A 16325-nucleotide genomic window follows, 5' to 3' on the forward strand; every position below is an offset into this window, starting at 1 on the left:
AATTTTATGTCTTACCAGAATATTGTTACAGAGTATGCTGATCATTTGGGTTTTATAACCATAGATCGTCCGAAAAAACTAAATGCTTTGAACAAAGCAACAATTAAGGAACTCCATGATGCATTTAAGGAGATGGATCTAGAAGAGCAGGTAAGGGTAATTATAATCACAGGAAGCGGTGAGAAGGCATTTGTGGCAGGGGCTGATATTTCTGAATTTGCAGATTTTGACAAATCACAAGGGAAGGAACTGGCAAGAAAAGGCCAGAAGAAACTTTTTGATTATGTTGCTACATTATCTACACCAGTAATTGCCGCAGTTAATGGTTTTGCTTTAGGAGGAGGTTTAGAATTGGCTATGGCCTGTCATATCAGAGTTGCCAGTGACAATGCCAGAATGGGATTACCCGAAGTGTCTTTAGGATTGATTCCTGGATATGGTGGTACACAAAGGCTTCCTCAATTAGTGGGTAAAGGCAAGGCTTTAGAGATGATTACAACAGGAGGGATGATAGGAGCTGATGATGCATTCTCACATGGATTGGTGAATCACGTTGTGGCTCAAGAAGAACTTATTTCATTCTGTGAAGCGATGGGTGATAAAATAGCAAGAAATTCCCCTTTAGCAATAGCTTCAGCGATTAAGGCAGTGAATGCGAATTTTGAAGATTCTGTAAATGGATTTGAAATCGAAATTGACGCCTTTGGTAAATGTTTTGGAACTGACGATTTTAATGAAGGGACCGCTGCGTTTTTAGAAAAGAGAAAGCCTAATTTTTAATCAGGCTTTTCCGTTCCATTCATTATAGAATTGATCTAAATACTGTTCCATAAAAAGATGCCTTTTTTCCGCAATTTTCAGAGCGGTTTCAGTATTCATTTTATCTTTTAAAAGCAATAGTTTTTCGTAAAAGTGATTAATAGTAGGAGCCTTACTGTTCTTATAAGTCTCTTTATCTTGATTGACTAAGGGAGCAATATCAGGATCGTATAGCGTTCTGTTTTTGAAGCCACCATAATTAAAAGTCCTGGCGATACCGATTGCACCGATGGCATCTAATCTGTCTGCATCCTGAATCACTTTAAGTTCGTTGGAATTGAATGTGCCGTTTTTATCAGTATCTAGACTTGATTTAAATGAAACATATCGAATTATGTTCTCAATATGAAGGATAACAGTCTCATCCACATCCATACTCCTTAAAAAATCAGCTGCTTTTTTGGGCCCTATGGATTCATCACCTTCATAAAATTTTGCATCGGCAATGTCATGCAGTAGCGAGCCTAATTCGACAATAAATAAGTCAACTTCTTCACCTTCGGCTATGAGCTTGGCATTTTTATAAACACGTTCAATATGAAACCAATCATGACCGCCCTCTGCGCCTTTAAGCGTTTTTTTTACAAAATCAATAGTAGACTTGACAACCTCTTTTTTATCCATATTGCAAAATAAAAAAACCTCTTAATTAAAAGAGGTTTTTAGTTGAATTTTTATTTCGATTTGCTTACTGAAAAGTTCCCACACATTTTCCATCTATGCATTCCAAAGTGCTTGGGGGCATTGCCATATAGCAATCAGACTGTATCATGTGTTTTTCATTATAGGTTTTTTCTAACTCATTAAGTGTTTCAATTTTCGCTAGAAAGCTCACTATATCAATGGAGTCTGAATAGGTTATATATTCCCAGAACCCACCACAAGGTTTTGATCCAATACCAACATAAAAGCATTTATTTTCATCAGAACAAACAGAAGTATCTGCTAAATTCTTGATTTCAATTTTAAGGTTGTCAATTACAACTTTCTCAGCTTCTTGCGTCATAATATCAACAGAATCATCACAATAATTGACTAGAAAGATTAATGTAAATAAAAACATTTTCATAATTCAAGCTTAGCAAAATTCGTCATAGGCACCAGCCAAATTAGCTGCAATCATGTCAGCTGACCTACCTTCAATGTGATGTCTTTCAAGCATGTGAACCAATTGACCATCTTTAAACAAGGCTATCGATGGTGATGAAGGAGGAAAAGGGATCATCATTTCTCTTGCCTTATTAGTTGAATCAACATCAACACCTGCAAATACAGTAGTTAAATGATCAGGGCTTTTGTCTAGTTGCAAGGAAGCGATGGCGCCTGGTCTTGCTGTTCCTGCTGCACAACCACAAACAGAATTCACCATAACCAAGGTTGTTCCTTTTTGATCCAATGCATCTTGAACATCTTTTGCCGTATATAATTCTTCGAAACCTGCGCTAACTAATTCCTGACGCATAGGTTTTACCAATTCTTCTGGATACATAATTTATTTTTTTTAGTTAAATAATTGAGTCTGCAAAGATAAGCAATGAAAAGATATTAATCAATGCAGTGTTGACAATAGTAAAATCCTGGCAATAGAATCATACTTAGAAAGATTGATTATATGCAGACACCAATGAAAATCAAATATTTAATTCAAACTAAACGTATTAACATTGAGGATAATTAAAATAGTCAGATCAGATGTGCTTGTGCCCATTTTCACAAAATATTAAGGCTTCAATGAAGTTAAAATCTACCTATAACTGTATATTTGTGCTTCTAAAATTGAAATATGGCAAATTTTTCGAAATGGCTTGGAGCCGGACTGGGTTGGACCTTTGCAGGACCGATTGGTGGTATTCTGGGTTTTGTTGTTGGTAGTTTTGTTGATGGCTTTTCTGAGACAGAACTCATGGATTTTAACAATAAAACGAATGATAAGAAATCAACTCAATCTGGAGATTTCGAGATTAGTTTGTTGGTATTGGCTGCGATAGTGATCAAATCTGATGGCAATGTTGATAAACGTGAGCTGGATTTTGTAAGATCTTCCTTTGTAAGCATGTATGGCCAGGAACGAGCCAATCACGCATTTAAATTATTCAAGGGAATCATTCAAAACAACAAAATTTCTACAAGACAGGTCTGTTTACAGATCAACAGGCATATGAATCATGCATCCAGATTACAATTACTTCATTTTTTATTCGGTGTGGCTAAATCTGATGGAATAGTAACTGAGAAAGAGCTTCATAAGATCAATACTATTGCAGGCTATATGAACATTAATCCGAATGATTTTAGTTCGATTAAGGCTATGTTCTATAACCAAGTAGACAGTTCCTATAAAATTTTAGAGATTGACAAGTCTGCTTCAGATACAGAATTGAAAAATGCCTATAGAAAAATGGTAAAAAAATACCACCCTGATAAATTAAGAAATTTAGGGCCTGAGCATGTAGCAGGTGCAGAAGATAAATTTAGGCAAGTGCAAAGCGCCTATGAGCATATTCAGAAAGAAAGAGGGCTTTAAATACTCCATTACCATTTATAGTAGGTAGTTTCAATCGTTCGATTTAAAAACAATGCAAGTAAGGATATTTTTGTCCAATAAGTAGATTCCCAAATTGAATTTTCAGGGTTTAAAAGGAGGTGGTAGTTTTTCCCAAAGCTATTACGAGTAATTGACGTCTGCACAATTGCCTTTGTGGTTTGGTCTTGAAATACCCAATATTTCTGTTTTCTCATATTTGTAACGACCTTGAAATCTACACCGTATAACTTACCAATAATTGCAAAATCATTACTTGTCGGATGGCCTATGTTTTGAGATGCTGTGCCTTCATCGAGATTTTTCTTTTTGAGTTCATCCAAAAATTCGATAGGACCTTTAGAGGATCCTTCAGTTTTTTTGGGATATTTTATTAGTACAAATTCTCCAATCTGTGCCTTATCCTTCAAAATTTTTCCAGTGGCACCTTGATCCCAATCAACATAAGCAAAATGATCAACGGATAAAGAAACACCGCCTTCGTCAGTTCTGTAACGGTCGATCTCTTTTCCAATGTCACCTTTACAATATAAATCAAGTTCCCAGCCTGATTTACTTTCTTTAGATTCGATCTTGGCATCGAATCTTAAGTCTTCATTGTCTTTCGTATTCTCCAGGCCAAATCCTGATATCAAGGTGAGCATTCCCTGGCCTACGTCTCCTAAAATATGTTTGGTTTTTATTTTTGATTTCTTTGGATGAGAAAGTGGGAAGCTCACTTCTTTCAATAGAGAATCATTCAATTTAAACTTTAATATTTTATGATCGAAGCTTTCAACTGATATACTGTCAAATAAAACCTCATTGTTTTGTGCAGCTATGTTGCCTGCAAATAGAGAAACGAAGAGGAAGGAAAAAACGCTATATCTCGAACTTCTCCACATATTAAAATTGCTAGTTTTTAAGTTTTAAAGTATCGGTTTTATTAGTTTTTGATTTTGCCAACCTGGGTTTTATTACATTCTCCAGAACACTCCATTTTTTTTCTTTTTCCAAATGAGGATTCCCTAAAATCCATTGCTCATAAAGTTTGTCAAATGTTCCGTCCTGCTTTCTAAAATCTATCCATTTGTCAACATAGGCTCTCCATACATTGTCACGCGCTACAGGAAAGACAAGAGAATTGTTAACGTGATATGGCAGTGGGTTAACCACCTTGTAACCTGATTTGAGAACCGTTAAAGAAGCAGCTCTTTCGGCGCTGGTGAGATGCGCGTCAATTACAATTGAATCGGTGAAAGAACTATCCTTTTCTTTTAGAATATTTTCGTTATAATCAAAGTAATCTCCGATTTCTCTGACAGGATATGAACCGCCTTCTGGGAAAAAAGACAAAAAATCTTTAGCAATTTCTTTACGATCTATATAAGAAATTGTGAAGGTGTCTAGTTTGGCTGTAATGTCAAAATTGTCAAACATTTTATTATCCTTTCTTGTCAGTAGCGCTAAGGATACATCCAAATAGGGTTTTGATAATTCTAATTCTTCAGCGTAGCGGCCTGATAAAAAGATATCTGACATAATAATATCATAGTGATCTTTGTTCATTTCTACTATTAAGTTACCCGGTACTATGGGCACAAATTCGAGGCTTACTTCAAGATCAGTGGCCAGTTGATGCGCTAGGTCAATACCGTAGCCTACTAGCATACTGTCTTTATTGCGAAATGAAAAAGGAGCTGCATGTTCGAAATACCCCACTCTAAGTTTACTTCTTCTTTTAATGCGACTCAATGTGTTTTCTCCTCTCCACTTAGGATTAGGGTTTCTTTTTGAGTTTTCTAAAACTATAAAATCTTGCTGAGGACTTATCAGCTTAAAATTATTTACAATTTCAAGGTTTGTAGGGATATTCTTCATACTGGATTCTAACAACGATCGAAGGCCAATAATCGATATTACAGATGTAATGGTAATAACTATCAAAGCCTGAATAAATTTACCTTTTTTGAAATTTAAATAACCGCCACATGCGGTAATTGTTAGAAGTGTTAATGCGATTAAATGAAAAGCACCCAACACAACTCGAATACGATCAGTAATCACAGTTGACACCACAAATAATTGAAACGTTTCTTTAGGAATTTTCAATAGATCAAGACTAAAAGGAAGTCCTGTTATAGGAGCCACAAAGCTACTGAGGAAGGTGGAGCTTAAAAATATAGGGTAATCCATAAATTCCATTGCTTCTCCTGTAAACCAGGCGGCAAAAGGAACAAAAATAAATATCATAAAAGTCCCAAGATTTGGAAATGGGTAGGCCAGTGGCATGATAATGTCTACTCTGTCTTGACTTTCCTCTGTGCTATTTTCTTCTGATTTAATAATCTCTTTTATATTCTCAATTAATTGAGGATAGACCACAATTATTTTACCTGTAGCGAATATGGTGATCAAGGTTGACCTGGTAATCTTAAAAATAGTTTTAGATGAATAAGGCGTAAAAATTGAAATCAGATATGGCAGTACCAAAAAAGTAATGAGGATTACAGCTAATAGATATACCAGAAGATAGCCTTGCAATCTACTTAGATCAGACCAGCTTAAGGTACTCACCACTCCTGCTGCAATGCTAAAAACACCAATAGGTGTTATTTTTACAATCATTTTGTTGACCTGATTTAAGCCATCTGTAAGCACATCCAAAGGTTTTAGCAGCGCTTCTTTGTTGGGTAATTTCATAACGCCAAGTCCTATGAAAATACTGAACAATACCACTGCGGGAACAACATTGTCACTCATTGATTCAAAAGGATTTGCAGGAATATAAAGCTTGACAAAATCGAAGGGCACATTAGGTTGTACAAAATCAGTACTATAAAAATTACCACTGGTCCAGGCAGGAAAACTTAAGGGGAGCACAATAAGGTATATCAAACCGATATTTAGCAGCAAGAAAAGAAAAATCAAGCCATAACGAATTATTTTCTTTCCATTATCCATAGAAAGTCTGCCGATGTTAACGATTAGAGAAAACATGATATATGGCAAAACCGTCATTTGTAATAATCCAATAAATACATCACCTATTATGCCCATCCAGGCCACCTCTTCACCAAAAAATAGTCCTGTGAGGATACCTAAAAGAACACCGAGAAGGACTTGAGATGAAAGAGATAAGTTTTTCATGAAAACAGCAATTGATTAATTTGGATCCTTATTGAGAAATTGATTCTAAATGTAGGGAATTTAAAATAATCAAAAAACAGGAATGAGGCCCTATTTTTTTACACTGCACTATATGTCTTTCTAACGAAGAATGAATAGCTAATAATGTCAAAACTTATGTAAATACTTTTTTATTATCAATTATCTTTGCAGCATGATAGAAGATAAGAACCAATCGAGAACATCCCTTTCATCCCTAGGGGAGTTTAAATTAATAGAACACCTTACTGGAGGAACAGTGATCCATCATGAAGATACTTTTAAGGGAATTGGAGATGATTGTGCGGTGCTGGGAACAGGAGATATTCAAACCCTCGTAACTACTGATCTCTTAGTTGAAGGGGTTCATTTTGATCTTAGTTATATGCCCTTGAAGCATTTAGGGTATAAGGCGGTAATGGTAAATTTATCTGATATCTATGCGATGAATGGAATTGCCAAACAAATTACAGTGTCATTGGCCGTTTCTAACAGATTTCCGCTTGAAGCGCTTGAAGAATTATATGCAGGGATTCATCTGGCCTGTAAGGCATATAACGTTGATCTTGTAGGAGGAGATACAACTTCTTCAACAAAAGGATTGTTGCTTAGTATTACCGCAATTGGTGAAGCAAATAAGAATGATGTGGTTTTTAGAAACGGAGCCAAATCTAATGACCTTTTGGTAGTGACCGGAGATCTGGGAGCAGCTTATTTAGGCCTTCAGGTATTAGAAAGAGAAAAACAAGTATTTCAGGTAGATCCTAACACAGAGCATGAGCTTGATAAATACACCTATTTGGTAGAACGTCAATTAAAACCTGAAGCCAGAAAGGATGTGGTCAAATTATTGTCTGATCTTGAAGTGAAGCCAACTTCAATGATCGATATTTCTGACGGTCTTTCATCAGAGATTCTACATTTGTGTAAACAATCAAAAACTGGTTGTCAGGTTTATGAAGAGAAGATTCCTCTGGATCAGGAAGTCATTTCGACTTGCGAAGAATTCAATATGGATAGTACAACTATAGCATTGAGCGGAGGAGAAGATTACGAACTTCTATTTACAGTTAAACAGGAAGACTTCCCTAAAATTAAGGCCAATCCTAATTTTAGTATCATAGGCCACATGACCGAAGATGCTGGTATTGTGCAATTGGTAACAAGAGGAGGTCAAATGGTTGATATTGAAGCCCAAGGTTGGAATGCGCTTGAATAGTTTATTTTTTTGTTTTAATCTCTCTGGTGATACCATCGTATTTTATGGCTGATCTAAAATTGCTATTGAGATTGGTTAAAGTATTTCCACCTCTGAAAATTGTCAAATAGAAATTGAACGTGTCGTTTTTTGTTGTAGCATTAAATTTTACAGATATTTTCTGCTTTTTATCATCAACCGTCATTTCATAGTTTTCAATAAGGCCAGAGAATTCTACACCTCCGTCATTAGTCATGGCGGCTACTCCAGAAGTCAAGGTTCCAAAATAAGGCAGATAAATCTGGGCACTATCATTCTTTATTCTAAGGAAATTGGAGTTAGAGATTAAATTGACCCTTCTACCACTTTGACTCGTGGCCCAGTCAGCTTCAAATTCAAAGTTTTGACTTTCTATCAACGCCGCTATTTTCTGATATTCTTTTTGCTCTTGTTCTTTTTTTAATTCTTTCTTTGATTGGGCGAAAACAATAGTATTGATCAACATACAAACAAAAACAATTAGGGTCGTTTTTTTCATCATAAAACTCTTAAATTAAGATTCATTATTCCTTTAAAGTTACTCAATATTTGGAAAAAGTAATGGTTCGATCGTTGATTTTAACATTCTTGAATCCGAAGAAATCCTGAATCCATTCAAATGTTTTTCTTTGATAAATGAAAACGTGTGAAGGGTCATTTTTGTAATACCAGGATGCAAAATCTATTTCTTTTTCAAAAGGATGGGTCTTGCAGATAAGCCTCCCTTCAGGCTTTAGAAGGTCATATAATCTTTTGAATTCGTCGAAGGGATTGTAAAAATGTTCCACAACCTCACAAGTCACTATAAAATTATACTTAGCCTTTAAAGCAGGCTTGTCATCAAAAAATATTGGATCATATTCAACCATATTGAAGCCTTCATTGCTTAAATGTCTGGATAAAACTGGCGTATGTCCACATCCGAAATCAAGACCCAGACTACCAATGGGGAATAAGCTAGTTACTTCATTTATAATCGGGCTGACGAATTGATAATAGCCAGTATCTTCCATGCTGCTTATATGATGGAGATACCTTTTTTTTTCTTCTGTTTTAGATAGAAACTGATCCCTGTCTCTGAATATTCCTTCACATTGATCACACACAAAAAAATGATGTAATGGGTCCTGAAAAAATGTGTTTGATTCTTGGCCACAAAGAGGGCAATTCTTATTCATATAATTGATTTCAAGGCGACACGTTTTTTAGAATAGGATACCAGTTAGACAGGGTCATTTTCAGTGCTGATATATTCTCAATATGACTCATGTGTCCATCATCAAATATAACATGATTAAGGGCATATTTATTGACCTGATCGATCAAGCTATCATAATCTAGTGCAGGGTCTTTTCTTCCGATGATCATCAATATTGGAAACTCTTTTTTACCTAATAAATGACTTTGGTCTTTTCTTACTTTCATTCCTTCAAGAGCAGCAATAATACCTTGCTGGCTCATTTTTAGAGCGGATTGAGTGATACTTTTTATTTCACTCGTAAATACACTGCGATTCTCTTCTGAAAATAAATTAGGGATGGCCAGCCGAATAAAAATTTTATGGTTCTGTTTAACAGCATTAATACCGCGGTCTCTGTTGTGTTTTTTCTCTTCCGTATCGGCAAGAGCCGTAGAATTCATAAGGCAAATACCTTGAACCATTTCTGGGAATAACTCGGTGAAAGCTAAAGCGATATAGCCTCCCATGCTATGACCAACAATGCTGCATTGTGATATGTCGAGATGATCTAATAAAAAATGTATCAGTTGGGCTTGAGCTTCCATGGTATGGATGTAACCTAGATTCTCAGTTTTTCCATGACCGAGAAGATCAAGGCAAATGACACGATGGGTTTGTTTAAAAGAATTGACAATATCGTCCCACATGCTAAGGTCCTCAAGAAATCCATGTAAAAGCAATAAAACGGGTCCGTTTCCTTGATCAGAATAATGAAAGGAGGCGTTTTTATAAAGTAGATTTGGCATAAAGAAGGATTTGCTTTGCTAATTTACTATATTTATCACATTCTGAATCTATGAATAGAACCAAACAAATCTTCGTATTAGGCTTTGCCATTTTTGCCTCATTTTTTGGTGCAGGCAATTTGATTCTTCCTCCACTTTTAGGTTTTAATGCTGGATCCGATTGGTGGTTAGTGGCCATTGGTTTTCTTGTCTCAGCAACGGTTATCCCTTTACTTGCGCTTCTTGGTCATGCAAAATTACAAGGTACCATGATTGATTTTGGCAAAAAAGTATCCAGAAATTTTGCTGTAGTATTTAGCATTTTGGTTTATATAATTGCCATTGTATTAGCCTGTCCAAGAACGGCAGCAGTGACTCATGAAATGGCAATTCAACCCTATTTTGAAATTAATTCTTTGATAACCAGTACTGTTTATTTTTCAGCAGTATTTGTTTTTGCCATTAACCGTGGAAAAGTAATGGACTTTCTCGGTAAATATTTAACACCCATTATAGTGCTTATTTTATTAGTCATTATTGGGATTGGTATTTTTGATTCTTCAGAAACTATGCTAGTCAGTCAGTATAAAACCCCTTTAATAAGTGGCTTTTTAGAAGGATACCAAACCTATGACGCAATTGCGGGTCTGTTAGTTGGCGGTATCATTGTGGTTAACGTTAATAATTTAAATTGGGATATTGGGGTTGCTGACAAAAAAAGTATCATTATTCGTTCGAGCCTGATTGCCCTTACAGGCTTATTTATAATCTATGTCGGGTTGATTTTTCTTGGTGCAAAATACAATATGGAGTTTCCTTCAGATATTAGCAGACCGCAGCTTCTTGCTGCTTTGGCTACGATGACTTTAGGAAAATTCGGATCTGCATTCCTTGCGGTATTAGTCTCTGCTGCTTGTTTTACCACAGCGGTAAGTATCGTGGTAGGCACAGCTGATTTTTTTAAGGGCCTGTTTAATAATTCTAAATCAAGCTACGTCATCACCGTAGGAGTTTCCTGTCTTTTTGGGATTTTAATGGGGCAGTTTGAAGTGAAATTCATTATTGATTTAGCTGTATATGCCTTGATGTTTATTTATCCGATGGGTATATCGTTAATAATGTTGAATTTACTTTCAGAAAAATATGCCAGCCCAGTTGTTTTCAAAACCGTAGTGAGCCTTGCAATTTTATTTAGTATTCCAGATTTTTTGAAGTTTTTGATCCCAGTCGAAAACCTGGAATTTTTATACCAAATAGTTCCCTTCTCAAGAGATGGCTTAGGTTGGATAATACCTTCTTTACTTGGGTTTGTTCTGGCAAATGTGTACTGCACAATTAAAAATAACAAAGCCTAGTATATTTTAATCAAAAAAGCCGCTTATTTGGCCATCCATTTTTCAATATCCTCTATTTCAATAGGAATATTTTTCATCAAATTGATTGGCTCACCAGTTTCTTGAATCACATAATCATCTTCGAGTCGGATACCCAGGTTTTCATCCGGGATATAGATACCTGGTTCAACTGTAAAAACCATCCCGGCCACCATTGGTTCCGTCAGGATTCCATAATCATGCGTATCAAGACCCATATGATGAGACGTACCGTGCATAAAATACTTTTTATAAGCTGGCCAGTTTGGATCTTCTTTGTCCACATCTTCTTTGGTGATAAGCCCAAGCCCAATTAGCTCCTCGGTCATTAGTTTGCCAACTTCTACATGATAGTCAGCCCATATAGTACCAGGAACAAGTAGCTTAGCTGCAGCCTTTTTTACGCTGAGGACTGCATTATAAACCTGTTTTTGTCTCTCGGAAAATTTTCCGGATACAGGCACACAACGCGTCATGTCACTGGCATAATTAGCATACTCAGCCCCTACATCCATTAAGACAACCTCACCTGCGTTACAAGCCTGGTTATTTTCTATATAATGCAGCACACAGGCGTTATAGCCGGAACCAATAATTGGTGTATACGCAAACCCGGCAGATCGGTTTCTTATAAATTCATGGATAAACTCGGCTTCAACTTCATATTCCATTACACCAGGTTTCATAAACCCTAAGACTCTTTTAAATCCTTTTTCTGTTATGTCACATGCTTTTTGGATCATTTCAATTTCCTGAGGCTCTTTGATAGATCTCAATCTTTGTATAATGGGTTGGCATCTTTTATAAGTATGAGCCGGATATTTTTCTTGCAGCCATTTAATAAATCGCGCGTCTCTGGTTTCAGTCTCTATACTGGCTCTATAGTGTTCATTTGTATTGATATAAACTACCTCGGCCTGAGTCATCAGTTCGAACAATACTTTCTGCATATCCTGAAGCCAATAGACCGTAGCAATACCAGATGTTTCAAGCGCCTTAGGTTTGTCTAGTTTTTCACCTTCCCAAACGGCAATATGTTCATTGGTTTCTTTTAGAAATAAAATTTCTCGATTTTCCTTTTTTGGACAATCAGGAAAAATGACCAAGACACTTTCTTCCTGGTCTACACCAGAGAGGTAAAATATATCTCTTTGTTGAGCAAATGGCAAAGTGGAGTCAGCGCTTATAGGATAGATATCATTCGAATTAAAAACAGCCATTGAATTGGGCACCATTTTTTCTGCGAACTTAGCTCTGTTTTGAATGAATAATTGTTTGCCTATTGGAAGATATTTCATGAGAAAGTGTATTTATTCTTAGTTTAACAAAACTATGAATTTTAAGCAGAATTCAAGGGTAAAAGAGAAAAATTACGAGCAGAATGTTTTAGTATATTTAAGCCATGAAAAAAATTGTTCTATTGAGTATAATAATGATTGCTGTGCAATTTCAAGGCAAATGCCAACAGATCGATTCAGGGTTTTCGGCGCTGAGTAGTCCTGAAAAATGGTGGGTTGTATGGCATCCATTTAAAGCTAAAAAGGCATTAGATGTGTCAATAAAGACATTGGCGATCACCGATTCTATAAAAAAAGAAGGCTTGATAGGTACTGATTTAAATGGAGGACGATTAGATGCTTTTAAGCATACTTATTGGATGGTGGTTTTGAGTAAACATATTGGTCCTAAAGCCGCAAATAGCCTGGGGAATGCTCATGAAAAAGGTAATTATAAGACATTCAAGAACGGGGGTAAAGAAGATGGATTTTTGCCAGATAAAGCTGCTTCTGATATGGATTTACATAATAATAAAGCAGGCATAGACATTTATAATCAAAACGCTCAAGAATCTGAGTATGCCATGATCGATCTGGTTATAAACGCGCTCTATAAAGGCAGGTTAAGAATGATCAAAAAAGAAGGGTCTAATTTTTTAAACTGTGAAGGATATGTCATTGAGCCTTCAGATTTGATCGGAACATGGGAAAACGAAAAATGCCTTATACCTACCAGTGATTTATAAATGGAACCTACTTATTTCAATGTTTCATAATCTTTGAATACGCTGAGATTTGATTTCTCTACTTCTTTTCTATAGTCCAGCCAGTCGGTTGAATAAAAATCGTTAATGGATTTTATAACCGGATCAAGTTTTGAATTTGCATTTTCAATGAGTTGATTTTCTGTTTTTCCAGGCAGCGTTTGCAATTGACTTGTGTAATTATTGGCATTATTCAAATAGGAGATAACGGTTGGCTCTTTATTTGAGGTGATACCTTGTCTTTTATCTTCTGGACCCAATAACTGGTCAATAAGCAAATCGATAGATTTCTGAATACTGTCGCTTGATGCGATCAGATCTTTATGAAGGACTTCATCTATACTTTTGGCCTGATTCTTAATTTTAGTAATGGTGGTTTTTGATGTTTTAAGTCGTTCAACAGATCTAAATGCCAGGTCTTTCTTTCCTTCAAGGCTCTTTAGCATGTCATGTTTCGTTTTTAAAACTTCCTGTGAAATATCAAATCTTGGATCATAAACCACTTTAACACGGGTTGAATCTTTTAGACCTTGATAGTGTAAAACAAGTTTGTATTCTCCTGGAATTACCTTAAGGCCTGAGGGTTCTTTTTTGGTGCTTACTGCTTTTCTGGAAGGAGAAAAGACGCCTTTTTCATCTAGTTGCCAATACATACGATGCAGTCCTTTTTCCTTAGGAGCTTTCAATTGTAAAGTTCTAATCAGCGTATCTTTTTGGTTGTATATGTTTAGAATAAGAGAATCACTTTTACTTTTTGTTATGGAGTCAATCTTAGTTTCCTGAACTGGCTTTTTATTGTTTAAGACATACGTAATCATGGCTCCATATTTTCTGTTCTCGCCATTGAAAATTGCGTTGCCTCCAAACCTGGTGCCAGTTGGTTGTTGATATTGGGCCAGATAGGCTGTAGGAGGTTGAAAAATACCGAGTTCTTTGTCAATTTCGGATATTCCGGATGCTGCTATTTCGCGCAATGGCCTGATGTCATCCAATACATAAAATGAACGCCCAAATGTAGCAATCGCAAGGTCATGTTCTTTTGGATGAATAATCATATCCATGGTAGGAACACTTGGATAATTCTTAGTCCATTTTGTCCAGGTATTTGCTTCATCCAAACTGATATATAAGCCATTTTCTGTACCTAGAAAAAGTAATTTTTTTTCGATCGGGTCTTGAACCATAGAAAGGCTATATCCAAAAGTTTCATTCTGATCAGTTAAAAGAGATTCCCATGTCTTTCCATAATCTCTGGTTCTGAACAAGTAGGGTTTAAAATCAAAATTTCTATAATTATTAACCACAGCATAGGCTTCTCCTTTTGTAAAAGATGAGGTTTTAATTTGAGCCACCCAGCCATCTTTGGGGTATCCCTTTAAACTGGGTGTTATATTTGACCAATTCTGCCCTCCATCTTTGCTGAGTTGGATCCTACCATCATCAGTGCCGACCCATAAAACATCTTTTTCAAGCGTACCTGGGCTAATAACCAGTATGGTGCAATAATTTTCAGCCCCTGTTGCGTCCATGGTAAGGCCACCACTGTCATATTGTTTTTGTTTTTCTGGATCGTTGGTTGTTAAGTCAGGAGAGATAATCTCCCATTCGTGTCCTTGATTAATGGATTTATGGACAAATTGACTGCCAAAATAAATACGCTCTTCATCAAATGGATCCATTGCAATCGCGGCGTTCCAATTGAATCGAAGTTTGGTATCAGGGTCAGGATGGGTTGGTCTGATCAATTTTGAAGCACCCGTTTTTCGATCATAGCGACTCACATAGCCTTGTTGTGACATGCCATAACCAAATCGATAATCTTTAGGGTCGGGAATAACATCAAAGCCATCTCCAAACATAATTTCCTGCCAATAGGCATTTCTGATGCCCTGGGTCTTGAATGTATAGGCAGGACCCACCCAGGATCCATTATCTTGCATCCCACCATAAAGATTATAAGGAAATTCATTGTCAACATTAATATGGTAAAATTGTCCAACCGGAAGGTTTTCAACAAACCTCCATGATTTGCCTTTATCTTGAGTGATGTTTAGACCTCCGTCATTACCATCTATCATAAAATCGGGGTTCTCAGGATGAATCCACCAGGCGTGATGATCAGGGTGTATCCCGGCATCAGAATTATAGGCAGGCATTAATTGCTTAAAACTTTTTCCTCCGTCAATGCTATAATTTACATAAGTAAATACCGTATACAATCTATGTTCGTTAAGAGGATCAACAAATATATCTGAATAGTAAAATGGTCGGTTACCAATTCCTGTACTTCCTCTTCCTGAAGAATTACTATTGATCAATTTCCATTTAAAACCACCATCATCAGATCTGTATAATCCGTTTTTTTTGGCTTCAATCAGCGCATAAACAACTTTTGGATTGCTCCTGGATATGGCTAGTCCAATTCTACCCAAGTCGCCTTCAGGAAGTCCGTCATCTTTGGTTTTTCTTGTCCAGTTTTCCCCTCCATCATACGTGATATATAAGCCAGACCCTTCACCTCCTGATCGGAAAGTATATGGCTTACGTCTGTGTTGCCACATGGCAGCGATTAATTTATTTGGATTGTTTTCATCAACAACTAAATCTGCAGCGCCTGTTTTGTTATTGACAAACAAAATATTTTTCCAGGTTTTACCTCCGTCTATAGTTTTGAAAACACCTCTTTCGGGATGTTCTCCCCATGGCGAACCTATAGCTGCAACATATACGATATCAGGATTATCTCTATCGATAATTATTCTGTGAATGTTTCTGGTTTTTTCTAATCCCATCAAAGTCCAGTTTTCACCTCCATCAAGACTTTTGTATATACCATAACCACCGTTCAAACTATTTCTAGGGTTTCCTTCACCTGTTCCTACCCAAATAACATCCGGATTACTCTGTTGAATTTTGATCGCACCAATTCCCTGTATATTTTCTTTATCAAAAATGGGTTTCCATGAAATACCTTGGCTTTCTGATTTCCAAACTCCTCCAGAGGCGGCTCCAACATAGATTACATTAGGTTTATCATTCACAACGTCTACAGCAGTTATTCTTCCGCTCATTCCGGCTGGCCCAACTGCTCTGACTTTCATTCCCGTTAACTTTTCAATATCAAATTGCTGGGCATGGGTCAAAACGCTTGTCATGACCAATAGAAGTAGTATTTTTTTCATTTTAGAATTGTTGTGGTGA

15 protein-coding genes are annotated in these 16325 nt (G+C 36.4%); 5 read left to right on the forward strand and 10 right to left on the reverse strand.

Annotation, left to right across the window (positions count from 1 at the left end; translation table 11 throughout):
* The first annotated feature begins 6 nt into the window (after positions 1-6).
* A complete protein-coding gene (locus QWY87_RS03445; protein WP_290288237.1) occupies positions 7-780 on the forward strand; it encodes an enoyl-CoA hydratase/isomerase family protein in 774 nt (257 codons plus the stop codon).
* Here QWY87_RS03445 and QWY87_RS03450 read toward each other — a convergent pair whose 3' ends face one another.
* The 3 genes from QWY87_RS03450 to QWY87_RS03460 form a co-directional block, all read right to left on the reverse strand.
* Positions 781-1443 carry an HD domain-containing protein gene (locus tag QWY87_RS03450; protein ID WP_290288240.1) on the reverse strand — a complete coding sequence of 221 codons (663 nt, stop codon included), beginning with the start codon at positions 1441-1443 and terminating at the stop codon, positions 781-783.
* 64 nt (positions 1444-1507) lie between these two features.
* Positions 1508-1888 (reverse strand): hypothetical protein, encoded by a 381-nt coding sequence (locus tag QWY87_RS03455; RefSeq protein WP_290288242.1) that lies wholly within the window; start codon positions 1886-1888, stop codon positions 1508-1510.
* A gap of 9 nt (positions 1889-1897) precedes the next feature.
* Positions 1898-2308, reverse strand: coding sequence for a BrxA/BrxB family bacilliredoxin (locus QWY87_RS03460; RefSeq protein ID WP_290288244.1), 411 nt, complete (start codon positions 2306-2308; stop codon positions 1898-1900).
* Between the two features lie 294 nt (positions 2309-2602).
* Here QWY87_RS03460 and QWY87_RS03465 point away from each other — a divergent pair, with 294 nt between their 5' ends.
* Positions 2603-3343: a TerB family tellurite resistance protein gene (locus QWY87_RS03465; protein ID WP_290288246.1), complete on the forward strand. Its 741-nt coding sequence runs from the start codon at positions 2603-2605 to the stop codon at positions 3341-3343.
* 8 nt (positions 3344-3351) lie between these two features.
* Here the strand turns inward: QWY87_RS03465 and QWY87_RS03470 are convergent, their stop codons facing one another.
* Together QWY87_RS03470 and QWY87_RS03475 are read right to left on the reverse strand one after the other, a co-directional pair.
* Positions 3352-4245: a hypothetical protein gene (locus tag QWY87_RS03470; RefSeq protein WP_290288248.1), complete on the reverse strand. Its 894-nt coding sequence runs from the start codon at positions 4243-4245 to the stop codon at positions 3352-3354.
* A gap of 10 nt (positions 4246-4255) precedes the next feature.
* Positions 4256-6490, reverse strand: coding sequence for a cation:dicarboxylate symporter family transporter (locus QWY87_RS03475; RefSeq protein ID WP_290288250.1), 2235 nt, complete (start codon positions 6488-6490; stop codon positions 4256-4258).
* A 193-nt stretch (positions 6491-6683) separates the two neighbouring features.
* Here QWY87_RS03475 and thiL point away from each other — a divergent pair, with 193 nt between their 5' ends.
* Positions 6684-7727: a thiamine-phosphate kinase gene (thiL, locus tag QWY87_RS03480; RefSeq protein WP_290288252.1), complete on the forward strand. Its 1044-nt coding sequence runs from the start codon at positions 6684-6686 to the stop codon at positions 7725-7727.
* Position 7728: 1 nt separating this feature from the next.
* Here thiL and QWY87_RS03485 read toward each other — a convergent pair whose 3' ends face one another.
* From QWY87_RS03485 to QWY87_RS03495, 3 genes are read right to left on the reverse strand one after another with little or no spacing between them, the layout of a single operon-like run.
* On the reverse strand, positions 7729-8247 hold the full coding sequence (locus QWY87_RS03485) for a DUF4251 domain-containing protein (RefSeq protein WP_290288255.1): 519 nt from the start codon (positions 8245-8247) through the stop codon (positions 7729-7731).
* A 40-nt stretch (positions 8248-8287) separates the two neighbouring features.
* Positions 8288-8923, reverse strand: a complete 636-nt coding sequence (locus QWY87_RS03490) for a class I SAM-dependent methyltransferase (protein WP_290288257.1) — start codon at positions 8921-8923, stop codon at positions 8288-8290.
* A 10-nt stretch (positions 8924-8933) separates the two neighbouring features.
* Positions 8934-9731: an alpha/beta fold hydrolase gene (locus QWY87_RS03495; RefSeq protein ID WP_290288260.1), complete on the reverse strand. Its 798-nt coding sequence runs from the start codon at positions 9729-9731 to the stop codon at positions 8934-8936.
* Positions 9732-9781: 50 nt separating this feature from the next.
* Here QWY87_RS03495 and brnQ point away from each other — a divergent pair, with 50 nt between their 5' ends.
* The gene (gene brnQ / locus QWY87_RS03500; protein WP_290288262.1) at positions 9782-11065 is read left to right on the forward strand and encodes a branched-chain amino acid transport system II carrier protein; all 1284 of its coding nucleotides are present in this window, start codon (positions 9782-9784) and stop codon (positions 11063-11065) included.
* A gap of 23 nt (positions 11066-11088) precedes the next feature.
* Here brnQ and QWY87_RS03505 read toward each other — a convergent pair whose 3' ends face one another.
* The gene (locus QWY87_RS03505; protein WP_290288265.1) at positions 11089-12381 is read right to left on the reverse strand and encodes an aminopeptidase P family protein; all 1293 of its coding nucleotides are present in this window, start codon (positions 12379-12381) and stop codon (positions 11089-11091) included.
* Between the two features lie 104 nt (positions 12382-12485).
* On the opposite strand from QWY87_RS03505, the gene QWY87_RS03510 reads away from it, so the two are divergent.
* Positions 12486-13106, forward strand: a complete 621-nt coding sequence (locus QWY87_RS03510; RefSeq protein ID WP_290288268.1) for a DUF6973 domain-containing protein — start codon at positions 12486-12488, stop codon at positions 13104-13106.
* A gap of 11 nt (positions 13107-13117) precedes the next feature.
* Here the strand turns inward: QWY87_RS03510 and QWY87_RS03515 are convergent, their stop codons facing one another.
* Positions 13118-16306 carry a WD40/YVTN/BNR-like repeat-containing protein gene (locus QWY87_RS03515; protein ID WP_290288270.1) on the reverse strand — a complete coding sequence of 1063 codons (3189 nt, stop codon included), beginning with the start codon at positions 16304-16306 and terminating at the stop codon, positions 13118-13120.
* Between the last annotated feature and the right edge of the window lie 19 nt (positions 16307-16325).

It is taken from the genome of Lutimonas halocynthiae (assembly GCF_030409835.1).
Lineage (GTDB): Bacteria > Bacteroidota > Bacteroidia > Flavobacteriales > Flavobacteriaceae > Lutimonas > Lutimonas halocynthiae.